At 43.0% G+C, this 26585-nt stretch carries 19 protein-coding genes, 2 pseudogenes and 1 other annotated feature; of the genes and pseudogenes, 16 read left to right on the top strand and 5 right to left on the bottom strand.

Annotated features, from left to right (window positions below; all coding sequences use genetic code 11):
* Positions 1 to 58: 58 nt before the first annotated feature.
* The 6 genes and pseudogenes from ACFVSH_RS04755 (at position 59) to yihA (ending at position 9489) form a co-directional block, all read left to right on the top strand.
* Positions 59 to 1093, top strand: coding sequence for a tetratricopeptide repeat protein (locus ACFVSH_RS04755; RefSeq protein WP_387602579.1), 1035 nt, complete (start codon positions 59 to 61; stop codon positions 1091 to 1093).
* Positions 1094 to 1276: 183 nt separating this feature from the next.
* Positions 1277 to 2569 (top strand): trigger factor, encoded by a 1293-nt coding sequence (tig, locus tag ACFVSH_RS04750; RefSeq protein ID WP_387602582.1) that lies wholly within the window; start codon positions 1277 to 1279, stop codon positions 2567 to 2569.
* A 431-nt stretch (positions 2570 to 3000) separates the two neighbouring features.
* Positions 3001 to 4269: pseudogene (gene clpX, locus ACFVSH_RS04745) on the top strand (ATP-dependent protease ATP-binding subunit ClpX).
* A 396-nt stretch (positions 4270 to 4665) separates the two neighbouring features.
* Positions 4666 to 6336 carry an ATP-dependent protease LonB gene (lonB, locus tag ACFVSH_RS04740; protein ID WP_387705094.1) on the top strand — a complete coding sequence of 557 codons (1671 nt, stop codon included), beginning with the start codon at positions 4666 to 4668 and terminating at the stop codon, positions 6334 to 6336.
* A 253-nt stretch (positions 6337 to 6589) separates the two neighbouring features.
* Positions 6590 to 8911 carry an endopeptidase La gene (gene lon, locus ACFVSH_RS04735; protein ID WP_387602587.1) on the top strand — a complete coding sequence of 774 codons (2322 nt, stop codon included), beginning with the start codon at positions 6590 to 6592 and terminating at the stop codon, positions 8909 to 8911.
* Complete coding sequence (gene yihA, locus ACFVSH_RS04730) at positions 8908 to 9489, top strand: ribosome biogenesis GTP-binding protein YihA/YsxC (protein WP_034308918.1); 582 nt, start codon at positions 8908 to 8910, stop codon at positions 9487 to 9489. Before lon ends, yihA begins: the two co-directional genes overlap by 4 nt.
* A 74-nt stretch (positions 9490 to 9563) precedes the next feature.
* Here yihA and ACFVSH_RS04725 read toward each other — a convergent pair whose 3' ends face one another.
* Positions 9564 to 10046 (bottom strand): LiaI-LiaF-like domain-containing protein, encoded by a 483-nt coding sequence (locus tag ACFVSH_RS04725; RefSeq protein WP_260285330.1) that lies wholly within the window; start codon positions 10044 to 10046, stop codon positions 9564 to 9566.
* 254 nt (positions 10047 to 10300) lie between these two features.
* Here ACFVSH_RS04725 and hemA point away from each other — a divergent pair, with 254 nt between their 5' ends.
* From hemA to ysxE, 8 genes are all read left to right on the top strand, one after another.
* A complete protein-coding gene (gene hemA, locus ACFVSH_RS04720; RefSeq protein ID WP_387705092.1) occupies positions 10301 to 11647 on the top strand; it encodes a glutamyl-tRNA reductase in 1347 nt (448 codons plus the stop codon).
* Positions 11648 to 11669: 22 nt separating this feature from the next.
* Entirely contained in the window at positions 11670 to 12488 is an 819-nt protein-coding gene (locus ACFVSH_RS04715) for a cytochrome C assembly family protein (protein WP_253513634.1), read from the top strand.
* A 9-nt stretch (positions 12489 to 12497) separates the two neighbouring features.
* The gene (gene hemC / locus ACFVSH_RS04710; protein ID WP_387602595.1) at positions 12498 to 13430 is read left to right on the top strand and encodes a hydroxymethylbilane synthase; all 933 of its coding nucleotides are present in this window, start codon (positions 12498 to 12500) and stop codon (positions 13428 to 13430) included.
* Positions 13430 to 14227: a uroporphyrinogen-III synthase gene (locus ACFVSH_RS04705; RefSeq protein WP_387705090.1), complete on the top strand. Its 798-nt coding sequence runs from the start codon at positions 13430 to 13432 to the stop codon at positions 14225 to 14227. Before hemC ends, ACFVSH_RS04705 begins: the two co-directional genes overlap by 1 nt.
* On the top strand, positions 14224 to 15216 hold the full coding sequence (gene hemB, locus ACFVSH_RS04700) for a porphobilinogen synthase (RefSeq protein WP_076364930.1): 993 nt from the start codon (positions 14224 to 14226) through the stop codon (positions 15214 to 15216). The genes ACFVSH_RS04705 and hemB overlap by 4 nt, the downstream gene beginning before the upstream one ends.
* A gap of 41 nt (positions 15217 to 15257) precedes the next feature.
* Positions 15258 to 16547, top strand: coding sequence for a glutamate-1-semialdehyde 2,1-aminomutase (gene hemL / locus ACFVSH_RS04695; protein ID WP_387602602.1), 1290 nt, complete (start codon positions 15258 to 15260; stop codon positions 16545 to 16547).
* 336 nt (positions 16548 to 16883) lie between these two features.
* Positions 16884 to 18287: a stage VI sporulation protein D gene (gene spoVID / locus ACFVSH_RS04690; protein ID WP_387705088.1), complete on the top strand. Its 1404-nt coding sequence runs from the start codon at positions 16884 to 16886 to the stop codon at positions 18285 to 18287.
* Positions 18288 to 18381: 94 nt separating this feature from the next.
* Positions 18382 to 19455, top strand: coding sequence for a spore coat protein YsxE (gene ysxE, locus ACFVSH_RS04685; RefSeq protein ID WP_387602607.1), 1074 nt, complete (start codon positions 18382 to 18384; stop codon positions 19453 to 19455).
* A 56-nt stretch (positions 19456 to 19511) separates the two neighbouring features.
* Here the strand turns inward: ysxE and ACFVSH_RS04680 are convergent, their stop codons facing one another.
* A complete protein-coding gene (locus tag ACFVSH_RS04680; protein ID WP_192205965.1) occupies positions 19512 to 19703 on the bottom strand; it encodes a hypothetical protein in 192 nt (63 codons plus the stop codon).
* Between the two features lie 227 nt (positions 19704 to 19930).
* Positions 19931 to 20159, top strand: a binding site (T-box leader).
* 43 nt (positions 20160 to 20202) lie between these two features.
* Between ACFVSH_RS04680 and ACFVSH_RS04675 the strand changes: the two genes are divergently transcribed.
* Positions 20203 to 22791, top strand: a complete 2589-nt coding sequence (locus tag ACFVSH_RS04675; RefSeq protein ID WP_387705086.1) for a valine--tRNA ligase — start codon at positions 20203 to 20205, stop codon at positions 22789 to 22791.
* 136 nt (positions 22792 to 22927) lie between these two features.
* On the opposite strand, the gene ACFVSH_RS04670 is transcribed toward ACFVSH_RS04675, so the two are convergent.
* The gene (locus ACFVSH_RS04670) at positions 22928 to 23770 is read right to left on the bottom strand and encodes an ATP-grasp domain-containing protein (protein WP_387705085.1); all 843 of its coding nucleotides are present in this window, start codon (positions 23768 to 23770) and stop codon (positions 22928 to 22930) included.
* A complete protein-coding gene (locus ACFVSH_RS04665) occupies positions 23739 to 24680 on the bottom strand; it encodes an ATP-grasp domain-containing protein (protein ID WP_387705083.1) in 942 nt (313 codons plus the stop codon). The genes ACFVSH_RS04670 and ACFVSH_RS04665 overlap by 32 nt, the downstream gene beginning before the upstream one ends.
* Positions 24681 to 24778: 98 nt before the next feature.
* Between ACFVSH_RS04665 and ACFVSH_RS04660 the strand changes: the two genes are divergently transcribed.
* Positions 24779 to 26068 (top strand): bifunctional folylpolyglutamate synthase/dihydrofolate synthase, encoded by a 1290-nt coding sequence (locus ACFVSH_RS04660; RefSeq protein WP_387705081.1) that lies wholly within the window; start codon positions 24779 to 24781, stop codon positions 26066 to 26068.
* A 29-nt stretch (positions 26069 to 26097) separates the two neighbouring features.
* Here the strand turns inward: ACFVSH_RS04660 and ACFVSH_RS04655 are convergent.
* Positions 26098 to 26426 (bottom strand): annotated as a pseudogene (locus ACFVSH_RS04655) (transposase); the annotation flags it as partial.
* Positions 26427 to 26585: the final 159 nt, after the last annotated feature.

The following is a 26585-nucleotide window of genomic DNA, read 5'->3' as shown; positions in this document are numbered from 1 at the left end:
TCCAGCTATTACATGCTAAACTGTTTCTCAAAAAGCGAACGGTGAGGCGGAAAATAGGATGGATAATGAGAACAACGAAAAGAAGGTCGGAGAAACCAAAATTATCGCCTTTCCAAATCTCGGTGAAAGGCTGATTGTAAAAGGGCTGGATGAGCTTGGAAACAGAAACTTTAAAGCGGCTGCACAGCTTTTCAGCCAAGCCAGGGAGTATGAGCCCGAAAATGATGAAGTTTGCATGGGACTAGTGGTCTCATTAGTCGAACTTGAGTATTACCAGGAGTCAAAAGAGTTGTGTATAGAGATGCTGAATAAAGGCATCGGCGACTATTTTCAATTGATCAATATTTATTTGATGGTACTGCTGCAATTAGGCGAACATCAGGAAATGGTCACGACGATCGAACTGCTATTTGAAGAAAGCCAAATTCCTTTTGATAAAGAGGAACATTTCGAAAAGATGCTTCAGTTCAGTAAAAGGGCCCTTGAGGATAAAAAAGAGGAAAAGGAAAGGCAAAATCAGCAGCTTTCAGAGGAATTGCAGGAGGATGAACTTTTTGAAGGGAAAACGGATAATGACATGCTTATGGTCATTTCAAAACTCACGAATATCAATATTCGACCATTTATCCCTCAAATCGAAGAATTCCTACAAAAAGATGAGGAACACCCTTTCTTTAAAACGATGCTCCTTAACATCCTTATCGACCAGGAATATAACGAGGAAGTGACGTTGAAGAAATTCAATCAATCAAAGTCGGTCATACCAAGCGAATTGAAAAGTTTGAAGGAGACGGACTTTTATAAGAAGGTAACCGGGCTGACCGAAGAGGAAATCAGTCAGGATAATCCGAGCTTATTTGAAATGGTCCATAGTTTGATTGAACGTCATTCTTTTTTATTGTTTCCTTTTGAACCCGGACCAGAAAGTTTGCCTGCATGGGCAGCTGCCTATCATGCCTTGGCGGAAGAATACATGACCGGGGAAGTTTTCATGAGGGAATTAGCGGACCTTTACCAAGCTGATGAGGAAAGCGTTGCGGATATTCTTTCCAATATAAAAGAAATTGAAGAAATTTCTTATCCCATTATTTAAGCTATTGCTGTTGTAACAGATTAATCCTGTGGTATAATGTAGTGGTTGTAATGTATAATCGTCTAATTTTGACGATTACCCCAATATTTTTGGGGTATATTTGAAGGATGACTTGTTAACACTTGCAAAGCATATTCATCCAATGCTTATTATTGAAGTATATAGATTTTTGGAGGGAAACACATGTCTGTAAAATGGGAAAAACAAGAAGGTAACCAAGGCGTACTAACAATCGAAGTTGACGCTGCAAAAGTAAACGAAGGTTTAGACGCAGCTTTCAAAAAAGTAGTGAAACAAGTAAATGTACCTGGCTTCCGTAAAGGTAAAATGCCACGTCAAATGTTCGAAAAAAAATTCGGCGTAGAATCACTTTACCAAGATGCGCTTGATATCATTCTTCCAGATGCTTATGCAAATGCTGTCGAAGAAGCTGGAATTCAGCCTGTAGATCGTCCAGAAATCGACATCGAGAAAATGGAAAAAGGCGAAAACCTGATCTTCACTGCAACTGTAACAGTTAAGCCTGAAGTTAAATTGGGAGATTACAAAGGTGTTGAAGTTGAAAAATTCAATACTGAAGTAACTGACGAAGATGTTGAAAACGAATTGAAAACTTTGCAAGAGCGTCAAGCTGAGCTTGTCGTTAAAGAAGAAGGACAAGCTGCTGAAGGCGATACAGTTGTTCTTGACTTCGAAGGATTCGTTGATGGTGAAGCATTCGAAGGCGGAGCTTCAGAAAACCATTCATTGGAAATCGGTTCAAACTCTTTCATTCCAGGATTTGAAGAGCAACTTGTAGGTCTTGAAACTGGCGCTGAAAAAGATATCGAAGTTACATTCCCTGAAGAATACCATGCTGCTGAACTTGCAGGTAAACCAGCTGTATTCAAAGTGAAAATTCACGAAATCAAAACAAAACAACTTCCTGAGTTGGATGATGAGTTCGCGAAAGATGTCGACGACGAAGTGGAAACTTTGGCTGAACTTAAAGAAAAAACAAAACATAAATTAGAGCATGACAAAAAACATGAAGAAGAAAACTTCATTCAAAACACTGTAATTGGTAAAGCTGTTGAAGGTGTAGAAATAGACGTTCCTGAAGCAATGATTTCAAACGAAGTTGACCGCATGATGAATGAGTTCTCTCAACGCATTCAATCTCAAGGTCTTAATTTGGAGCTTTACTACCAATTCTCAGGTCAAGATGAAGAAGCTTTAAAAGCGCAAATGAAAGAAGAAGCTGAAGGACAAGTTCGTACGAGCTTAACTCTTGAAGCGATCGCTGAAGTTGAAAAACTTGAAGCTACTGACGAAGATGTAGAAGCTGAACTTGCACAAATGGCTACTATGTACAATATGGAAGTTGACGCGATCAAACAAGCTCTTGGAAACTTAGAAGGAATCAAAGGCGATCTTAAAATTAAGAAAGCAATTGACTTCTTGGTAGAAAACAGCAAAACAGTTGACGCAAAATAATTGTTATTAAATAAGTAGATTAAAATATTTCCTTTAAAAAACAAGGCGCGAGTAATCGTGCCTTGTTTTATACATATTGAGAATCAGTGTAAATTTCAAATATCGGTTATTTCCTGATTGATTTTTTTGGGATTTCGGTGTAGATTAGTTCTAATACCGCATATACATATTTATACAGCAAATGCTGCTTTTAAAAATCTAAAGTTTTGGGCATACTGGTAAAGGGCAAATACATATTGATTGATTATTGTACTTATTTAACAACTCGGACCGTGAGCATTTTTGTTACTAAACTTCCAAGAACATGATAAAATGCAAAACATACTTAGGATTTTGGAATGTTTAAGTAGATGTGTGCCTAGTTTCTTTTCATTACGATTGGGTACCGCTATGTTATAGAGTTGGAAGAGTATTTAAAGGGGTGAACGTACATGTTTAAATTTAATGATGAAAAAGGACAGTTAAAATGTTCTTTTTGCGGTAAAACACAAGAACAAGTCCGTAAACTGGTTGCTGGTCCAGGTGTCTATATTTGTGACGAGTGTATAGAACTTTGTACGGAGATCGTCGAAGAAGAGCTGGGAACTGATGAAGAAGTAGAATTCAGAGATGTTCCTAAGCCTATGGAAATCCGTGAAATTCTTGACGAATATGTGATTGGACAAGAACAGGCGAAGAAATCTTTGGCTGTCGCTGTTTACAACCATTATAAACGTATCAATTCCAATAGCAAAGTCGACGATGTGGAGCTTTCAAAAAGTAACATCGCCCTAATCGGACCGACTGGAAGCGGGAAAACCCTTCTTGCGCAAACATTGGCGCGATTACTGAATGTTCCTTTTGCCATTGCTGATGCCACTTCATTGACGGAAGCTGGATATGTTGGGGAAGATGTCGAAAACATCTTGCTAAAATTGATCCAAGCAGCAGATTATGATGTGGAAAAAGCGGAAAAAGGCATCATTTATATTGATGAAATCGATAAAGTTGCCCGTAAATCGGAAAATCCTTCCATTACACGTGACGTGTCTGGTGAAGGTGTGCAACAAGCTTTATTGAAAATACTTTAAGGAACGGTTGCAAGCGTTCCGCCTCAAGGTGGCCGTAAACATCCACATCAGGAATTCATCCAAATCGATACGACTAATATTTTGTTCATCTGCGGCGGTGCCTTTGATGGCATCGAACCGATCATCAAACGCCGTCTTGGTCAAAAAGTCATCGGCTTTGGCTCTGATGTGAAAAAGGATGATATTGCAGAAAAAGAATTGCTTTCCAAAGTCCTTCCTGAAGACTTGCTTCGTTTCGGATTAATTCCGGAATTCATCGGACGTCTTCCGGTAATTGCGACTCTTGAGCAATTGGATGAAGCTGCTTTGATTGAAATCCTTACACAGCCGAAAAATGCCCTTGTTAAACAATATCAAAAATTGCTTGAGCTTGACGATGTTGAATTGGAATTCGAACAGGAAGCGCTAAGTGAAATTGCTAAAAAGGCAATTGAACGTAAAACTGGTGCACGTGGTCTGCGTTCCATCATCGAAGGCATCATTCTTGAAGTGATGTTCGATCTGCCTTCACGTGATGACGTTGCAAAATGTGTAATCACTGGCAGCACGATTTCGAAAAACGAATCTCCAAAGCTCGTCCTAAAAGACGGTACAACCATCAAAGGCCAAGAAAAGAAAACATCTGCTTGATCTTATGGAAAAGCAAGGCTGCCAGTTCAACCTGGCAGTCTTTTTGTTTGTTGGAATGGAAGGTGCGAGACTCCTGATTGAATACGCGTCCTAGGGAGACCCCGTAGGCGCAGGGCGCCGAGGAGGCTCCCGGACCGCCCGCGGAAAGCGGTGCCTGTAGTGGAAAATCAATTCGAACTTCAAAAAAACAGTAGGGTAAAACCAATTTAATTTTGAGTTATTTACAGTCTAGACTGCCAGTTCAACCTGGCAGTCTTTTTCTTTGTCTTTTTATAAATTGTTGTTATTTAGGATAAAAACGCCAAAATTTTCAACACGAATTTCTTGGATAATTTCGCCCTTCCAAAGGAGATACTAACAGAAATGACAAACTAGGAGAGTGCAGGAGGGAATACGATGAATTGGACAGGATTGGCGTTGTTTATCCAGCTTTTTTTTGGGATCATTATTGGATTGTATTTTTTGAACTTATTGAAAGGCCAGCGGACACAAAAAGTTTCCATTGACCGTGATTCACGTAAAGAGATGGACCAATTACGGAAGATGAGATCGATTTCGTTAACAGAGCCATTGGCAGAAAAGGTTAGACCAAGCACATTTAATGAAATCGTCGGTCAAGAAGATGGGATTAAATCTTTAAAAGCTGCTTTATGTGGGCCGAATCCCCAGCATGTGATAATTTACGGTCCCCCAGGGGTAGGGAAAACGGCAGCTGCCAGACTTGTTTTGGAAGAGGCGAAGAAAAATGGCAAGTCCCCTTTTAAGAATTCGGCCGTTTTCGTTGAATTGGACGCCACTACAGCCAGGTTCGATGAACGGGGGATTGCCGATCCGCTCATTGGTTCTGTGCACGATCCAATCTACCAAGGAGCTGGGGCAATGGGGCAGGCTGGCATTCCGCAGCCTAAGCAGGGGGCAGTCAGCAATGCTCATGGCGGCGTACTGTTCATAGATGAAATAGGGGAGCTTCATCCAATACAGATGAATAAACTGTTAAAGGTATTGGAGGATCGCAAGGTCTTTCTGGAAAGTGCTTATTATCAAGAGGAAAATCAAAATATTCCCACTCACATCCATGATATTTTTAAAAATGGGCTGCCGGCTGACTTTCGGCTGATTGGAGCCACAACAAGAACGCCAAATGAAATCGCGCCTGCGATACGTTCAAGATGCATAGAAGTGTTTTTCCGAGAACTTGACCGGGAAGAAATAATCACCGTGGCTAAGAATGCCTCTGATAAAGTGGGGATCACCATCAGTGAAAAAGGCTTGCAGTCGATTTCGGATTATGCCCGAAATGGCAGGGAAGCTGTCAACATGATTCAGACTCTTGCAGGAATATCAATTAATGAAAACAGGACGTTTATCAGGGAAGAAGATATAGATTGGATGGCCCATAGCAGCCAGCTGACACAAAGAATGGACAGGAAAATAGAATCGAATTCTAAAATAGGCCTTGTCAACGGTCTTGCAGTCTATGGTCCCAACAGCGGGGCGTTGCTGGAAATCGAGGTTACGGTCATGGCTGCTTCTGATGAAAAGGGTTCGATAAACATTACAGGCATCGTTGAAGAAGAGAGTATCGGCGGCGGGAGTGGCAAATCGATTCGCCGCAAGAGCATGGCAAAAGGTTCGATAGAAAATGTCATTACGGTTTTACGGTCGATGGGAGTGCCTGCCGATCAATTCGATATCCATGTGAACTTTCCTGGCGGAAGTCCAGTAGATGGCCCTTCTGCAGGAATTGCCATGGCCACAGGCATATACTCGGCCATATATAAAATCCCTGTTGATCACACCGTGGCGATGACTGGGGAAATAAGCATTCATGGCGGCGTTAAACCGATCGGCGGTGTCATTCCGAAAATCAAGGCGGCTAAACTAGCTGGGGCTAAGAAAGTAATCATCCCAGCCGAAAACATGCAGCCACTTCTATCTGAAATCAAGGATATAGAAATCATTCCCGTTACGAATGTAAAAGAAGTGCTGGATCAGGCACTGAAAAAAGAATTGATGTCGGAACAAATCCTTACAACCTTGGACCTATCGAAAAAAGAAAGTGTATAAAGGAAATGCCCCGGCTAAAAAATGGAACCGGGGCATTTTAAGGACCATATTGGCGTTCCCGACAAACCTGACGTAAAATAAACCGCATTCAGACGTGCTTTTTTATCCAATATTGGAGATAATAAAAGCAGTCGAAACGTGTTAAGGTAAACGAATAGACACTTCTATATAAATAGGATAGAATTGTTAAAAGGTTGAGAACATGGGTAAATAGTTTACAACGACGATACTAATTAGATGGAGGTGTCAGGAAATGACTGATAAAGAAATCATCGTCCCCCTCCTGCCGCTAAGAGGATTGCTTGTATATCCAACGATGGTACTTCATTTAGATGTAGGCCGAGATAGATCAGTGCAAGCCCTTGAGAAAGCAATGGTGGAAGACCATCTTATATTTTTGACGACACAACAAGATGTTTCGTTGGACGAACCAGGTGAAGAAGATTTATTTACAATGGGAACTTTAACAAAGGTAAAACAGATGTTGAAGCTTCCGAATGGTACAATCCGGGTGTTGGTGGAAGGATTGAACCGCGCAGAAGTCATTGAATTTTACGATTATGAGACACATTATGGTGCCAAGATTAAAATATATGAAGACAGTGATGAAAAGGATGCTGAACATCAAGCATTAATGCGCACACTACTGGATTATTTTGAACAATACATAAAAATGTCCAAAAAAATAACCGGTGAAACGTTTTCTTCCACTTCGGATATTGAAGAGCCTGGGCGATTAGCGGATATAATCGCTTCACATTTGCCTTTGAAATTGAAGGAGAAGCAAGAAGTGCTTGAGACCATTGATATGAAAGAGCGTTTAAGCCGTGTCATCGAGATCATCAATAACGAGAAGGAAGTTCTTTTTCTCGAGAAAAAGATCGGCCAGCGTGTTAAGCGTTCGATGGAACGGACTCAAAAGGAATATTATTTACGAGAACAAATGAAAGCGATCCAAAAGGAATTGGGCGATAAAGAAGGAAAAACAGGGGAGATTGAGGTCCTCAACGAAAAGATTGAAGAAGCAAATATGCCTGAGCACATTAAAGAAACGGCATTAAAGGAATTGGACCGTTATGAAAAAGTTCCTTCGAGCTCAGCGGAGAGTTCTGTCATCCGCAATTATATCGAATGGCTGATATCGCTTCCGTGGACCAAAGCGACCAAAGATGACTTGAATATTCATAAAGCCGAAAAAATCCTGAACCGGGACCACCATGGTTTGGAAAAGGTGAAGGAGCGGGTGCTTGAATATTTGGCCGTCCAGCAATTGACCAATTCATTGAAGGGACCGATCCTCTGTTTGGTGGGACCGCCAGGGGTCGGGAAAACGAGCCTGGCTAAATCGATCGCTTCATCCCTGAATAGGAATTTTGTCCGTATATCTTTAGGTGGAGTGCGCGATGAATCAGAAATCCGCGGACATCGCCGCACATATGTAGGGGCGATGCCGGGACGGATCATTCAAGGCATGAAAAAAGCCGGAACGATCAATCCTGTCTTTTTATTGGACGAAGTCGATAAGATGTCCAATGACTTTAGGGGAGATCCATCTGCAGCGATGCTGGAAGTGCTTGATCCGGAGCAAAATCATAATTTCAGTGATCATTATATTGAAGAAACCTACAATCTTTCAAAAGTCATGTTCGTCGCGACGGCGAATAATTTGGGATCGATTCCCGGTCCGCTTCGTGATCGTATGGAAATCATTTCGATTGCAGGTTATACTGAGATAGAGAAACTTCATATAGCCAAGGATCACTTGCTGCCTAGACAGCTGGAAAACCATGGTTTATTGAAGACACAACTGCAAATCCGTGAGGAAGCTCTAACAAAAATCATCCGTTACTATACTCGGGAAGCCGGCGTTCGGAGTCTGGAGCGACAGCTTGCAAGCATCTGTCGGAAGACTGCAAAAATCATCGTGTCCGGAGATAAAAAGCGGGTCGTCATTTCTGAAAAGAATGTCGAGGAGTTTTTAGGGAAAACCATGTTCCATTATGGACAGGCGGAAGTCGAGAACCAAGTAGGTGTAGCCAATGGGTTAGCTTACACGTCGGTAGGTGGCGATACGCTGCAAATCGAGGTTTCCTTATCACCAGGTAAAGGCAAGCTGATACTGACAGGAAAGCTTGGCGATGTAATGAAAGAGTCAGCACAGGCTGCTTTCAGTTATGTCCGTTCAAAAACCGAGAAACTTCAGATTGATGCGAACTTCCATGAAAAATATGATATCCATATTCATGTCCCCGAAGGTGCGGTCCCAAAAGATGGCCCTTCTGCAGGCATCACGATTGCAACAGCGTTAATATCGGCCCTTACAAATAGGCCGATCAGAAAAGAGGTAGGCATGACAGGCGAAATTACATTACGCGGACGGGTTCTTCCGATCGGCGGGCTTAAAGAAAAATCTTTAGCGGCCCATCGTGCAGGACTTACGAAAATCATCATCCCGCAAAATAACGAAAAGGATATTGATGATATCCCGGAAAGTGTCCGTAAAGCATTAACTTTTGTTCCAGTTTCACACGTCGATGAAGTCCTTGAGCATGCATTGGTAGGTGTGAACGAATGAAAGTGACTAGTTCAGATATTGTCATCAGTGCTGTGAAGCCTGAACAATATCCCAATACCCCAATACCGGAATTTGCCTTGGCAGGCCGTTCCAACGTTGGGAAATCCAGTTTCATCAACAAAATGATCAATCGAAAAAACTTGGCGCGCACATCCTCTAAACCGGGTAAGACGCAAACCTTGAATTTTTATATCATAAATGAAGCACTCCATTTTGTGGATGTACCTGGTTATGGTTATGCAAAAGTATCTAAGACCGAGCGTGATGCTTGGGGCAAGATGATTGAAACGTACTTCACTTCCCGTGACCAGCTCCGCGCTGCGCTTCTGATCGTCGATTTGCGTCATCCGCCGACAAAGGATGATATCGCAATGTATGAATTCCTGAAGCATTATGATCTGCCCCGGATCGTTATTGCCACTAAAGCGGATAAAATTCCAAAAGGCAAATGGCAAAAGCACTTGAAAATCACGCGCCAAACATTAAATATGGAAAAAGAAGATGAATTGCTTCTATTCTCCGGTGAAACAGGCGAAGGTAAGGAACAAGCATGGGGCGTCCTTAAGAAATATATGTAAAAGAAAAGGGTATTCCGCATCTGGAATACCCTTTTTCATTATGGAATTCATAAAAATTGGCCAAACAAAAATTTTCACTTTTTTCGAACCAAAAAATAAATGCCGATTGCCATCAAGGCAAATGGCCAAAACCTTTCGATGTTCGCAGTAGTTGTATCAACAAACCCGAAAGACGTTTTGATTTTATCATAGAATAAAAAGGTGATCGAGATGATGAATATTACCATACCATGAAACATTCCAGAATTTGTTTTACGTGCCCGGAGAATAAATCCCAGAGAGATGATTAAAATAAAGATACCTATATTATCCGGCCAAATATCCAGGTTCTCGACGATGTGGAAGTGAGCCCCGAACCCGAGTAAGATGACGCCTGGCAGGATGGACTCATATTCATTACCGCTATATGCCTGAATCAGGAAGGCGGCACCAACTATACATAATAAAGTGGGCCAGCTGAAAAAGCCTGGAAAGATTTCGATTTGGGAATGTTCAAGAAAAAAATAGAGCCCGAAACCGATTAAAACGATTCCTGGGAAAATACGCTGCGTTTTCATTTTATCCTCCTATGCAATTCGATTACTTGAAGTTTTTTGCCATTTTTGATATGGTACTTTTGTACACAATGTCGAAATATGTATGTAACATACAAAACCCGCTTAGACACCTTTTGTAACAATTCAGGCGTTTTGGCTGTCTTTTCCATGGTAGCATACGTTTTCATAAACTGTTCATATTATTTGCGTGAAACCATTTTAGTACATGGTATAATAAATTTACATGAAAAATTTTGGGGGTGCAAAACAAAAGGATGCATATTCTAGCGGTTGGTATAAATTACAAAACTGCCCCTGTAGAAATTCGGGAAAAACTATCGTTTAACGAAGCCGAACTTGCCGAGGCAATGAAAGCTCTTAAAAATAAAAAAAGCATCTTGGAAAACATTATCATTTCAACATGTAACAGGACGGAAATATATGCGGTCGGTGACCAGCTTCATACAAGCAGGTATTATATAAAGGAATTTCTTTCGGAATGGTTTAATATCGATAAAGAAGAATTTTCTAAATATCTGTTCATTTATGAAGGCGATGGGGCCGTCGAGCATTTATTTTCAGTTACCTGCGGCTTGAATTCCATGATACTGGGAGAAACTCAGATTTTGGGACAAGTACGTTCAAGCTATCTGTTAGGGCAGAAGGATGATACCATCGGTACCGTTTTTAACCATCTCTTCAAGCAAGCCCTTACATTAGCTAAGAAAGCTCATTCGGAAACCGAAATCAATACCAATGCCGTTTCCGTCAGCTATGCGGCAGTCGAGCTTGCAAAAAAAATCTTTGGAGGCCTGAACGGCAAGAATGTCTTGATTCTTGGGGCCGGTAAGATGGGTGAGCTGGCCATTCAAAATCTTCATAGCAATGGCGCAGACAGCATTACGGTCATTAACCGTACCTTCCAGAAAGCGGTCGACCTGGCCGAGAGATTCAATGGTACGCCGAAACAGCTTCAAGAGCTGCAATGCGCTTTAGTGGATGCCGATATCCTGATTACTTCCACTGGATCAAAAGATCTTCTTGTAACAAAAGAAATGATGTCATTCATCAATAAGCTTCGTAAAGGCCGTCCTATTTTCATGGTCGATATCGCAGTGCCGCGTGACCTCGATCCAACATTGGGTGAGCTGGAAAATGTCTTCTTGTATGATATTGACGATCTTGAAGGGATCGTGCAAGCCAATATCGAAGAACGTAAAAAAGCTGCCGAGAAAATAGAATTGATGATCGAATCGGAAATCGTGGACTTCAACCAATGGATTAATTTGCTTGGTGTGGTTCCCGTCATTTCTTCATTACGGGAAAAATCCCTAACGATCCAGAAGGAAACGATGGAAAGCATCGAAAGAAAGCTTCCGCATTTGAGCGAACGTGACAAAAAAGTTCTGAACAAGCATACGAAAAGCATCATCAACCAAATGCTGAAAGATCCGATCCTTTATGCAAAAGAGCTGGCAGATGAGCCGAATGCAAAAGAGCAATTGAATAATTTCGTGAAAATTTTCCATTTAGAGGAATTGATTGAAGACCAGCTGGTTGCGGATGAAAAAGAACGGAACAGCTCCAAGTCATCCCTATTGAATCCAGTTCCTGTCCAGTAATGAGGTAGAGATGGAATTACTAATGACAAGATTGCATGAAGCCACTGTTTTGTTGTATGCCGTAAGTATGCTTTTATATTTTATCGATTTCCTTAATAATAACCAGAAGGCGAATAGGGTCGCCTTCTGGTTGCTTTCTATTGTTTGGGTGCTGCAAACAATTTTTTTGTTTCTGTATGTGTTGAAAACGGGAAGGTTCCCGGTATTGACGATTTTTGAAGGACTATATTTTTATGCATGGGTCCTCATATCGTTATCTTTAATCATCAACCGATTGTTAAGAGTCGATTTTACGGTCTTTTTTACGAATGTATTAGGTTTCATGGTCATGGCCATCCATACATTCGCACCTGTTCAGATAGAATCTCAAGTGCTTGCACAGCGCCTCGTTTCGGAGCTATTGCTCATACATATCACTTTTGCCATCCTATCATATGGGGCATTCACGCTTTCTTTCGTTTTTTCACTTTTATACTTAATTCAATATGATTTACTGAAAAGGAAGAAATGGGGAAAACGCCTGCTTCGACTCGGCGATTTAACAAAGCTCGAGCATATGTCTTATGTCCTCGCGGTAATAGGTGTTCCATTATTGGTGGTCTCCCTTATCCTGGGGATTCAATGGGCTTATATAAAAGTGCCTGGGGTATCCTGGCTGGACATGAAGATCATCGGCTCATTCATTTTGCTTATCGCTTACAGTGTGTTTTTATACTTGAAAATTCGGAAACAAATGTATGGAAGGACGCTAGCCTTTCTGAATATTGGTTCTTTCATGATTGTGTTGATTAACTTTTTCCTTTTCGGAAGCCTTTCAACATTCCACTTTTGGAATACTTAGGAGGAAACTATGAGAAAAATAATTGTCGGTTCTAGACGTAGTAAATTAGCGATCACCCAAACGAACTGGGTTATCGATCAACTTAAAGAGCTTGGGGTCCCATACGAGTTCGAGGTGAAGGAAATTGTCACAAAGGGTGACCAAATCCTTGATGTAACACTTTCCAAGGTAGGCGGAAAGGGCTTATTCGTTAAAGAAATCGAACAAGCGATGCTTGATAAAGAAATTGATATGGCCGTACATAGTATGAAAGATATGCCTGCTGTGCTGCCTCCAGGCTTGACGATTGGCTGCATACCACCTAGGGAGGACCATCGGGATGCCTTGATTTCAAAGAACCATGAAACTCTTTCCGAACTGAAGCCCGGTTCCATCATAGGTACAAGCAGCTTGCGCCGCGGCGCGCAAATTTTGGCTAGAAGGCCGGACCTTGAAATTAAATGGATTCGCGGTAATATCGATACCCGTCTGAATAAGCTGAAAACGGAAGATTATGATGCCATCATTTTAGCAGCGGCCGGACTATCAAGAATGGGATGGGAACAGGACATCGTAACGGAATTTTTAGATGAGGATATTTGCATTCCGGCAGTTGGACAAGGAGCACTTTCCATTGAATGCCGCGAAGACGACAAGGATCTGCTGGCTGAACTTGCGAAATTGACCTGTGAGAAAACGAAAAGAACGGTTGAAGCGGAACGTGCCTTTTTGGATAAAATGGAAGGCGGATGCCAGGTGCCGATTGCCGGATATGCGGTGGCAAAAGAAAATGGATCCGTTTCGTTGACGGCTTTGGTCGCTGCCCCGGATGGAAAGGTGATTTATAAAGAAATGGTCGAGGGCGCCGATCCCGAGGCTGTTGGGCATGCTGCTGCCAAACAGATTAGTGAAATGGGCGGTAAAGAATTGATCGATCGCGTAAAAGAAGAGCTTGATCAGTAATGAATCCCGTTCAACCTCTTAAGGATTATCAGGTGTTAATCACCAGAGGGAAAGGACAGGCAGATGGTTTAAAAGAGTCGATCGAAAAAAATGGCGGAACGCCGCTTCTTGTGCCATTGCTTGAGTTCACTCTTCCTGATCATTTGGAAGATGTACAACAGCGGTTAGAAGAGTTGCTTACATATGACTGGATCATTCTGACCAGTCAAAATGGGGTGGATTTCTTCTTTAAGCTACTTGGAGACCAGCCTTTAAAGCTTCCGAAAATAGCCGTAATCGGCTCCAAAACAGAAGCGGCCCTGAAACGGCATGGATATAAGGCGGATTTCGTTCCAGCTCAGTTTGTTGCCGAAGGGTTCGTGGCGGAGTTCAATACCCGGCTTGATCCGGGGGCACGCGTGCTGCTGGCAAAAGGAAATCTCGCAAGGGCAGTCATTGCGGAGGCAATCAATGAAGCTGGTGCATCTTGTGATGAAGTGATTATTTATCATACAGTGCTTCCCCGAAGCAGTGAAAAAAAACTGGTGCGTCTTATAAAGAACCATGAAATCGACATCATAACCTTTACGAGTTCATCGACGGTCAATCATTTTTTGCAGATCATGAAACGCCATGAATTGGATACATACATAGACCGGATCATCATCGCAGCAATCGGGCCGATTGCCGCTAAAACAGCTGAAAAACATGGGCTATCCGTCGATGTATGTCCAGATGTATATACGACGGATGCCATGGTTGCGGAGTTAATACGCTTCATCTTGAAAAGAAGTGAAAAGGGAGGAACTTTAAAATGAAAAACATTCCATTCAATCGCCACCGCCGCTTGCGTGCAAGTGCTGGCATGAGGGCATTAGTCCGTGAAACACAATTGCATAAAGAGGATTTGATCTATCCGATCTTCGTCATCGACGGGGAAAATGTGAAAAATGAAATCAACTCCATGCCGGGCATCTATCAGCTATCGATGGATAATCTGGGGGCCGAAATGGATGAGGTCGTGAGTCTGGGAATCAAATCAGTCATTTTATTCGGTGTCCCTTTTGATCATGATAAAGACGAACAAGGCACAGGGGCATTTCATCACAACGGACTTGTGCAAGAGGCAACCCGCTTTATTAAAAAACAATATCCAGAAGTTATTGTCATTGCGGATACCTGCCTTTGTGAGTATACAAGCCATGGCCATTGCGGGGTTGTTGAAGGGGAAAAAATCCTTAATGACGCCTCTCTTGACCTTCTTGCCAAAACGGCAATCAGCCAGGCAGAGGCCGGCGCCGATATCATTGCGCCTTCCAATATGATGGACGGTTTCGTTGCGGCCATCCGTACAGGTCTGGATGAAGCGGGTTATGAAGATATTCCGATCATGTCCTATGCGGTGAAATACGCTTCGGCTTTTTACGGCCCATTCCGTGATGCTGCGAATGGTGCGCCACAATTTGGCGACAGGAAAACTTACCAAATGGATCCCGCCAATCGCCTTGAAGCGTTCCGTGAGGCTGAATCCGATGTTGCTGAAGGTGCGGATTTCCTAATCGTGAAACCAGCCCTTTCCTATATGGACATCATCAGGGACGTTAAGAATAACTTTAATCTTCCGGTTGTTTCCTATAATGTCAGCGGTGAATATTCAATGGTCAAGGCTGCTGCCCAAAATGGCTGGATTGATGAAAAAGCGATAGTGATGGAAATGCTGACAGGTTTGAAACGCGCAGGTTCCGACTTGATCATTACGTATTTTTCAAAAGAGGTAGCACGCTGGATAAATGAAGATAATCAATGATATAAAAAATATAACCTGTAATGGAAAAAGGGGATGGAATCATGCGGTCATATGAAAAATCGAAAAAAGCGTTTGCCGAAGCAAAAAATTTGATGCCAGGCGGCGTGAACAGCCCGGTACGTGCCTTTAAATCTGTGGACATGGATCCCATTTTCATGGAGCGTGGAAAAGGCTCAAAAATGTATGATATCGATGGAAATGAATATATCGACTATGTTCTATCATGGGGACCGCTTATCCTTGGACACACGAATGACCGTGTCGTGGAATCATTGAAAAAGGTAGCGGAATCAGGTACAAGCTTTGGAACTTCTACGCTGATCGAGAATGAACTGGCCAAGTTGGTCATTGAACGGGTGCCATCGATTGAAATGATTCGGATGGTATCTTCAGGAACCGAAGCGACGATGAGTGCACTAAGGCTGGCACGAGGCATTACAGGCCGTGATAAAATCCTGAAATTCGAAGGTTCCTATCATGGCCATGGCGATTCATTGCTAATCAAAGCGGGTTCCGGCGTTGCAACGTTAGGTTTACCGGATAGCCCTGGAGTACCGGAAGGCATTGCTAAAAATACGATTACCGTAGCATATAATGATCTTGCTGCAACCAAATATGCGTTTGAACAATTTGGCGAAGACATCGCTTGCATCATCGTGGAACCTGTTGCAGGGAACATGGGCGTGGTTCCGCCACAACCTGGTTTCCTCGAAGGCTTACGTGAAGTGACGACCCAATACGGGGCTTTATTGATCTTTGACGAAGTTATGACAGGGTTCCGTGTAGGCTATAATTGTGCACAAGGCTATTTTGGCATCATACCTGACCTGACTTGCCTTGGGAAAGTAATTGGCGGCGGCTTGCCTGTCGGAGCATTCGGAGGCAAGCGCGAATTCATGGAACAGATTGCCCCGAGTGGGACAATCTATCAAGCAGGGACATTATCTGGTAACCCTCTTGCGATGACGGCTGGCCTTGAAACGCTGAGCCAATTGACTCCAGAATCCTATGATGAGTTCACCCGAAAAGGGGATATGCTCGAAAAAGGAATTGGAGAAGCAGCGGAAAAGTACGGAGTTCCCCATACATTCAACCGTGCCGGTTCCATGATTGGACTTTTCTTTACTAATGAAGAAGTCATAAACTATGATACAGCTAAAACATCCGACTTAGAGTTCTTTGCTTCTTACTATAGGGAAATGGCGAATCAAGGCATCTACTTGCCGCCGTCACAGTTTGAAGGTTTATTCCTTTCCACTGCACATAGTGATGAAGATATTGAAAAGACCATTGCAGCGGCAGAACAGGCTTTTGCAAAATTAAAAAAATGATGCAAGGCATCATGAACTACCGCTATATTAGATAATAATTTGAACTGGCTACCCTTTCTACCAAAGGCTTTTGGAGAAAGGCAGCCAGTTTTTTTTGCATACAATCAGTAAATGGAAGAAACGAATCAAAAGTAGGAGGCCGAATTAATAAGACGGTAGTCCGGATCATGCCGGATTTTTCAGCCCGATTGATACATAATTGGATCTCCTTCTTTTTAAAAGGCTTAGGAAAGATAAGGAGTATTGCAAATGAAATGAAGGAATAATCAGCTTCCTTCCTTCATAGATTGATATTGGTATAGGTACCGTTTCCTGAAGCTGAAAGGAGGAGTTGTCTTGTCGCAAGAAAATGAATCGTATTTACGATTTTCTTTAGAGGAATCCGTTTGGTTCCAGAAGGGACAGGAAGTGGCTGAGCTATATTCCATTTCCCTTGATCCGAATGTGGCGATTCAAGAAAGTGATCAATATGTTTATATACGAGGCTCGTTAGATTTAAGCGGTGAATACAAAGGCTCGCAAAATGGTGAAGAAGAGGAGTTTTCGCAGACCTTTTTGCCAAAAGCAGTTCAAAAGGTCGAGAGGCATCTTGATGGACTTAATGAGTTCACACACCGTTTTCCGGTTGATATAACGATTCCGAATAATCGGATTGCCTCATTGGATGAGGTCGATGTCTCGATTCAAAGCTTTGATTATGCCATGCCAGAGCATAATTGTTTGAAATTGCAGGCGGACCTTTTGATAACCGGAATCTATAATGATTCATATGTGGAAGAACGTTTCGATACTGAGCAGGAAGTTGGGGAAACAGAGGAACAGGAAGAAACGGATGGGGAAAACGAGTCATATATTCCTTATGCAGCTGCTGTGCCGCCAATCCCGGATTTTCAGCCTGTTTTCCGTGATGAGGAGGAAGAAGAGTTATACGCGCCTTTTTCTGCAGAATCAAAACGAGTTTCCGAAGCAAACGAAGAAGAAGAAGAGGAACCGATTTTTTTAAGCGATCAGCATAATGCCCCAGTTTTTGAAATGCCCGTTTCACCATATCCGGAAGAGGAGGAGTGGGAAGCGGAAGTGCATAGAGAGGAAGAAGCTGTAGAAGAAGAAGTAATTGGCAATCCGCATGACTCCGAGGAAATGGTACCTTCAATGGAAGAGGCGAAACTGGAGGAAGTACCAAGCAGGCAGGATTCCATGGAGAAGGTGGATATTCCTAAGGTGACATTGAGAGAAGATGTAGTGGAAGAGCCAAGTCATGCAACCATGCATCAAAATAGCCCTGTTTCAAATTTAGAATCCGAGGATGTTATCTGGCAGGGAGAAGATGACGTTGCAGCGGGCCCTATCCTTAATGAGAATGTGAAGGTGGAACAGGAAGAGGAATCCAATTCGTCCATAAGCGATCTATTCAAAAAGAGGGAAAGACCAGCGCCTCCGGCTAAGGAGGGTAAGTATTTCAAAGGCAGGAAACAAGCCGCGGAACGTGATGATAAAGAAACGGCCAATCATGATGAAAAGCAGCTATCCATCATGGATTTATTCGGACGGAAACAAGAAGAAGAACTAGTAAGGATGAAGGTTTGCATTGTTCAGCAAGGGGAAACGCTTGAAGACTTGGCTCAACGATATGATGTTACGGTTCAATCGATACTTTTCAGCAATGAATTGGAGTCGAATCAGAACGTCCATGAAGGGCAAGTCATCTATATACCGAAGGCGGTTGCATATAAGAATTGACCAGGACAGAGAGCAGAGCATATGGTCTGCTCCTGTTTTTTAGGTGCTAGAGGAATCGGATCGTTCAGTTTTTTAGAGAAAGTGAGTGAGTCTCGTGAGGGAAAACGAGAATCAGCAGCCTGCCAATCGGGATTGGGACGCGGAGACCGTATTGAAGGAATATGCCATGTATGTACAATATATTGAGGACTTCGGACGTGTAAAAAAAGTATACAGTGATCGCGGTACATTTGCCTTGAAATCCATGGTACCGCAGAACGGCATTGATTTTATGAAAAATGTTCAAAAATTGTACCATCGCGGCTATAACCGGATCGTTCCCATTTATCAAACGATGGATCAGCGTTACGCCGTTCTTCATAATGGACGTTTGTATTACCTGATGCCCTGGCTCAATAATGAAAGGGACGGGGAGCGCGATGAAAATCATAAGCAAATGTTCAGGGAGCTCGCTCGGATGCATACACTTTCCGTTAAGGAAATACAAGTGGATATCGAGGAACGGGAAGCCCATTATGAGCGGACGCTTGATGCCTGGAATAACGAGAAGGAATTCATCGATGAGTATATTGTCAGCTGTGAAAAGAAGTGGTATATGTCTCCATTCGAACTGACGGTTTGTTCTTTCTACACGGATATTTCACAGGCGCTGAGGTACTCGATCAAGAAATTTGAAACCTGGTATGAAAAAACGAAGGATAGTGAAAAGGTTCGAACCGTGGTCACGCACGGAAAGGTTTCCATGAAGCATTTCGTTTATGATGAGCGGGGTTATGGCTACTTCATCAATTTTGAGAATTCGAATACAGCTCCGCCGCATTTCGATTTACTGCCATTTCTCGTTAAATCAGCCAGGACCTATCCTGTCCAATGCGATGACTGCGTTGACTGGCTATATAACTATTTTCGTTATTTTCCGTTGAAAGAAGAAGAATTGCTGCTCATGCAAAGCTATCTGGCATTCCCTGGGTCAGCTTTGGAATTAGTGAAGGGTTACTCCGATGGCACGGGCCATCGTTCAGAGCTTGATAATGTTACACAACTGCAGCGGCAATTTTGGCTTTTGAAAAATATTGAATATATGGTGATGAAAATTGAAGAAATCGAACAGCAGAAAAAGGCAGCCGCCGAGGCTACCAAAGAAGAAGAACAATCACCCCCAAGCTAAATATACATGATTGGATCATCTCCAGTCATGTATATTTTTTTGCTGTAAGGGAATACTTAAATCCATTCGAAATACAAAGACATGGCCAGGAAAATAAAGGCGATTAGCAGGAGCATATCGAAGAAAGTCGGGAAAATCAGCGTACGTAATCCTTGGAACACAATAAAGGGGAAGATGAACTGCTGGCAGACACCGCGGAATTTCTTCACCCAAGGCGGTAAAGTATAGGGAGTATATCTTCGCTTCATAATATTACCTTCCTTTTTAGGACTTCTTATATTCTATGGGTGGGCAGTGAAAAAGGTGAAACAGCCGTCACATTCACTGTTTCTGGCGGATAAAATAAAGAAAATGAACTTGAATTGTATCAAAAGGGATGATTCCTGAGAAAGTAAGCGAAAAGATGATTGACTCGAGCCCCATGTTTTTTGTACTATATACTATATGCATTCAATGATTTTACTTATGAATATAAATCAATGCAAAGACCGGAAATAGTAAGATGAAATGCACTTTTCAGAGAGGAAACCAAATTGGTGCGAGGTTTCCAGGCAGCAGCATCCGAAGTCGTCCGCGAGCAGTCTTCGTGAACCCCTTAGTAGCGAAGGCCGGTGAAGAGCCGTTATCCGATTTGAGAGCCGAAAGAGATTTTTTTCTTTTTCGGAAAAAAGGTGGCACCGCGAACAACTTCCTTCGTCCTTTTGTGATGATGGAAGTTTTTTTTATGCCCAAAAAGGAGGAAATGTTATGGAAGAGAACCAAATTTCTATGCCGACTAAATATGATCCGCAAACGATAGAGAAAGGCCGCTACAAATGGTGGCTTGATGGAAAATTTTTCGAAACGACGGGTGACGATAAAAAAGAACCATATACGATTGTCATCCCGCCGCCTAACGTGACAGGTAAGCTTCATCTTGGCCACGCTTGGGATACGACGCTTCAAGATATATTGACACGCATGAAGAGGATGCAAGGCTATGACGTTTTATGGTTACCGGGCATGGACCATGCCGGTATCGCCACTCAAGCGAAAGTGGAACAGAAACTTCGTGCTGAAGGCGTGAGCCGTTATGACCTTGGGCGAGAAAAATTCGTCGAAGAGACTTGGAAATGGAAAGAGGAATATGCGAGCCATATCCGTGAACAATGGTCAAAGCTCGGTCTTGGACTTGATTATACACGTGAACGCTTCACTCTTGATGAAGGGCTTTCAAAAGCTGTGCGCGAAGTGTTCGTTTCGCTTTATAACAAGGGCTTGATTTATCGCGGCGAATACATCATCAACTGGGATCCATCAACGAAAACGGCGTTATCCGATATCGAGGTTATTTACAAGGATGTGCAGGGCGCATTTTACCATATGAAATATCCTTTGGTTGACGGATCAGGAGAAATTGAAATTGCCACCACCCGTCCAGAAACGATGCTTGGCGATACTGCTGTGGCTGTACACCCTGAAGATGACCGTTATAAACACTTGATCGGCAAAATGGTCCGCTTGCCAATTACAGGCCGGGAAATCCCAATTGTCGGTGATGATTATGTCGATATGGAATTCGGTTCAGGCGCGGTCAAAATTACTCCGGCTCATGATCCGAATGACTTCGAAATCGGGAACCGTCACGATTTGGAACGCATCCTTGTCATGCATGAAGATGGCTCGATGAATGAAAAGGCTGGTAAATATGAAGGCATGGACCGTTTTGAATGCCGGAAACAAATCGTAAAGGACCTTCAGGAAGAAGGAGTACTTTTCAAAATCGAAGATCACCTTCACTCAGTCGGCCACTCAGAAAGAAGCGGTGCTGTTGTTGAACCATATCTTTCGACTCAATGGTTCGTTAAAATGCAGCCGTTGGCTGATGCATCCGTTGAGCTTCAAAAAGGAACCGATGAGGAAAAAGTTCATTTCGTACCGGACCGTTTCGAAAAAACGTACCTGCATTGGATGGAAAATATCCGCGACTGGTGCATTTCCCGTCAGCTTTGGTGGGGCCACCGCATTCCAGCCTGGTACCATAAAGAAACAGGTGAAGTGTATGTAGGTCACGAAGAACCTGCGGACGCTGAAAACTGGGAACAAGATACAGATGTCCTTGATACATGGTTCAGCTCGGCATTATGGCCGTTCTCGACTATGGGCTGGCCTGACAAGGACAATGTCGATTTCCAACGCTACTATCCAACCGGGGCACTTGTGACAGGCTATGATATCATTTTCTTCTGGGTATCACGGATGATTTTCCAAGCTCTTGAGTTCACTGGTGAACGTCCATTTGAAGATGTGCTGATCCACGGTCTGGTTCGTGACGAACAGGGGCGCAAGATGAGTAAATCGCTTGGCAATGGTGTCGATCCGATGGATGTAATCGATCAATACGGTGCCGATTCGCTGCGTTACTTCTTATCCACTGGCAGCTCGCCAGGACAGGACCTTCGTTATAGCACGGAAAAAGTGGAAGCGGTTTGGAACTTCTCCAATAAGATTTGGAACGCATCCCGTTTTGCTTTGATGAACATGAACGGCATGACTTATGACGAAATTGATTTAAGCGGTGAGAAGTCTGTAGCTGATAAATGGATCTTGACGCGTTTGAATGAAACGATTTCAAACGTAACCAGACTTGCGGACCGTTATGAGTTTGGTGAAGTGGGCCGTGTGCTTTACAACTTCATTTGGGATGATTTCTGTGACTGGTATATTGAAATGGCGAAGCTTCCGCTATATGGCGATGACGAAGCAGCTAAGAAGACGACGCGCTCGATCTTGGCTTATGTACTGGATAACACGATGAGATTGTTACACCCATTCATGCCATTCATTACCGAAGAAATCTGGCAGAACCTACCGCATCAAGGTGAGTCCATCACTGTTGCCGCTTGGCCGGAAGTGAATGAAGGGTTGACGGATACAGCTGCAGCCGAGGAAATGAAGCTGCTGGTTGAAATCATCCGCTCCGTCCGTAATATCCGTGCTGAGGTGAACACACCGCTAAGCAAAAAAATCAATTTAATCTTAAAAGCGAAAGATGAATCCATCTTAGGGACTTTACAGAAAAACAGCAGCTATATCGAGCGTTTCTGTAATCCTGAACAATTGACAATCGGAATCGAAGTCGAAGAACCTGCTCAAGCCATGACAGCTGTCGTAACTGGCGTAGAGCTAATCCTTCCGCTTACAGGACTGATCAACATTGACGAAGAAGTGAAACGTCTTGAAAAAGAACTCGACAAACTTAATAAAGAAGTTGAGCGCGTACAGAAAAAATTGGGCAACGAGGGCTTCGTTAAAAAGGCGCCGGCAAGCGTCATCGAAGAAGAACGTGCAAAGTAAAAAGACTATAGCGAAAAACGCGACTCTGTAATCCACAGGATCAGCGAACTGAAACAATTGTAAAACAAAAGGATGAACCAGCTTGAAGCCGGTTCATCCTTTTTGTGTTTAAATGCTATTCAAGAAAAATATTCCATTAGGATGATATTCTTTCTTTTATGAATGAAAGGTACTCCCGTACGATATTCATATCACTTAGTGCACTTAATGTCCGGCTGCCGACGACATCCTCGATTTCGTTGAGCATGAGGCTGCCATCTTCCGCCAATATGAAATCGATACCGACCAGGCCAAAATCAAACGAACTCATTACTCTTTCAACAAGGGCTAATTCAGAAGCGGTCAGCTCATATAGAGAAGCCGATCCGCCCAGCGTATAATTTGCCTTGAAACTGGAAGCGGACTCTCTAAGTACAGCAGCCTTCACTTTTTTCCCAACCACAAAGACGCGGATATCCCTGCCGAATAAGCCAGGTTTTTGGACTATCCAATTTCCATCATTCAGTTCGGCAAGATCATCGGCATGCTCGATTAGATATACTTGTTTCCCGCCGCGACCACGTATTTCCTTAGCAATGAAAGGGAACTCCATGTCATCTGCACTCGGCCTCCCGTTACAATATACGGTATCGGCCATTGGAATCCCGAGCGAGGACAAATATTGATGCGTCTTTGCTTTGTCGTTCGCGATTTCCGATACGAAGGAGGAGTTAAAGCAAGCAATCCCCAGTTGCTCAAGTTGCTTTGTAAAAAAAGGGTCGATGGTCCGGACGATAGCAAAGTCCGGCAATGAAATGGGCTGTGTCCCATGTTCCACGTACAACTTGTTGAAACGATGACCGATCCTAAGATCTTCCCGAAAGTGAAAGTGTAAATCAAGGTCAAGCTTACTTGCTTCATCAAGCATCCAATCTATGTATCCCTTATTCTTCAAGGCATCTTTACGGTTATAAATCAACCAGCCTGCTTGTTTTTTCATCAGATGCACTTCCTTTTCCTAATTCTTTCAAGATATAATCGAACATACTATCAGCGATGTTGATGCCTGTACATTCATAAATATTCAGTAAATGCGAATTCGAATTCACTTCGCACAAAAGCGGACCTTCTTCACCGAACAACAAATCGACGCCAGCGAAGTCGGCACCCAAAATTTGCGCACATCGGATGGCAAGTTGTGCTTCTTCACTGGTGGGTATATAAGGTGCAGCCTGTCCCCCGGCAGTCATATTAGCTCGGAAGTCTTGCTCGGAATGGCGTTGCATCGCTGCTATGACTTGATTTCCCACGACATTCACACGAATGTCCCGACCTTTGCTATGCTTGATGAATTCCTGGAGTATAAATGGCTTGTGGCCAAGATTATGGATCGTCTTTAGTAACTCATCCTCTGTTGGGATTAAATATACTTGTTCCCCAAAAGAACCGTACGCTTCCTTAACGACAAGGGGATACCCAAGTTCATTGCCGATTTGCATGAAAGCATCCATATGGACCCTTTCTATCCCTTCGTAGGTAAAAGGGGGGAATATGGTTTTCGGCATCGGGATGCCATGGCCGGTCAATGCTTGATGTGTTTTTGCTTTGCTGTCGCAAATATCGATCGCTGTACTGCTGTTATATACGGGGATGCCGAGCAATTCCAAATGGCGTGCCAAATGAATGTCTTTATCCATGAACAGGACAAAATCAGGCAGCTTATCAAAGGCACCTTTAAGCAGTGGCACTCCTTTTTCGATAATGGGAAAGAGATCTGAATTGCGGATAAGGGTTGCCATGATATCTTTCCTTTCAGCCGCCTCTTTAATGAACAAAGCCAAACTGGAAAACTTATCATGCTGTAAATAGCCATTAACGACAATCCAACAGTGGAAATCTGAAGGTTTCATTGTAAAGCACTACCTTTCATCTAGGTTAATCGTTCATATATTGATAAAATAATCTTAACGCATAAGAGCGGTATAAAGAAAGAGGAGGCTCAACGATAATGGTAACAACCATGAAAGAAATCAATCATTTTTTTGAACGGCGCCAAATTCAATTGGGCATGAATTTTGGCCTATCACGAATGGAAACATTGTTAACTGAATTAGGTGACCCGCACAAGGCGCTAAAGTATATTCACATTGCAGGATCCAACGGGAAAGGATCAACACTGCAATATATTAAAGAAATCCTGCTTGCCCAAGGCATTCGGGTCGCTTCCTTCACTTCGCCTTATTTAATACGGATGAATGAGCAGCTGAAGATTAACGAGGATGAAATCAGTGATAAGGATTTTATCGCTGTCTTCCAGGAGCTTTGGCCGATCATTCAAGGGATGGACAGTAAGGGGAATGGTCCCACTCAGTTCGAAATTTTGACCGCCATGGCATTCTCTTATTTTAGCAAAAAGGAAGTGGATTTGGTTTTGATGGAAACCGGTTTGGGAGGCAGGCTCGATACAACGAATGTCATCCAGCCGTTTCTTTCGATCATTACCTCGATTTCTTTGGAACATACGAACATCCTGGGAAACACACTTGGGGAAATTGCTTTTGAGAAGGCGGGCATCATTAAAAGCGGGGCGCCGATCATTAGCGGAGTCACAGCCGGGGAACCAGCAAAAGTAATTGAAGAAAAAGCGTCGTCATTAGGCGTACCTTATTACCAATTAGGCAAAGACTTTCATGTAGGCAAAATAAAGCAAAGTGAAAGAGGGCAAAGTTTCTCCTTTTCGCTTGCAGACAGGTCCATCGAAAATGTGGAAATGCGGATGTTAGGGCGCCATCAAATGGAGAATGCGGCATTGGCCATTGCTGCTGTCACATTAGGAATGGAAAATATCGATGAAAAAAGCATACTTAAAGGAATAGGGGAAGCGAAATGGAATGGCCGCTTTGAAAAAATATCGGATGAGCCATTGGTGATCATTGATGGTGCACATAATCCTGCCGGCATCGACGTACTGAAGGAAACGCTAAAAGTGCATTACCCCGACTATAAGTACCGATTCGTATTCAGTTCATTTAAAGATAAAAATTATTCCGATATGCTTCATGGACTTGAAACGGAAGCGATGGAAATCATCATTACCGAATTCGACCATGAACGGGCGGCGGATGCGAAAACGCTTTATGAAAAGTGCAGTCATCCAAATAAAAGTATAAACTGGGATTGGCAGGCGGCAATAACGGAAGGCAGAAGGAAAACAGGGAAAAAAGAGATTCTTGTCATCACAGGGTCCCTTCATTTCCTTTCACTTGTGAGGGAGTTCCTGATCAGAGAAGGTGCCTAAAGGGATGTACCTTTACCGGCGGACTAATTATCTTTCCCGAATGTTGAGAAATGAGGCACTTTATCATGGAAACCAAAGCCTAGGAACCAACGGTAAGCCATATTTGTTTAACTTCTTCAACTGTTATACGCATTGAACGAATACCGAAGTTATATTGAATGAAAGTCAGTTTGACTAATATAACTAGATCAGTACTTGGGCGTCCTATCTCTGAATACAAATCTTTCACCAAGTCATAAATGAAAGTGAAGTCAATGACAGCCTCAATTTTACGAACCAAATGGTTCGCATGCACCAGTTGATCTAAAGTAATCATTTCAAGTTGATCACGCTGAATAGAATCATATTTAGAAAGCATCCTCATCACCTGGCAAAAGGGTTCTATCTATAAGTTAAAACAAAGTTGATTGGAGCGGGTGTTCGAGACTCCTGCTTAGAAAAGCGAGTCCAGGGGAGACCCCGCAGGCGCAAAAGCGCCGAGGAGGCTCCCGGACCGCCCGCGGAAAGCGAGTGCCTG

The organism is Peribacillus sp. NPDC058002 (assembly GCF_042886655.1).
Taxonomy (GTDB): domain Bacteria; phylum Bacillota; class Bacilli; order Bacillales; family DSM-1321; genus Peribacillus; species Peribacillus aracenensis.
This window is presented reverse-complemented; position numbering and strand designations above follow the sequence as displayed.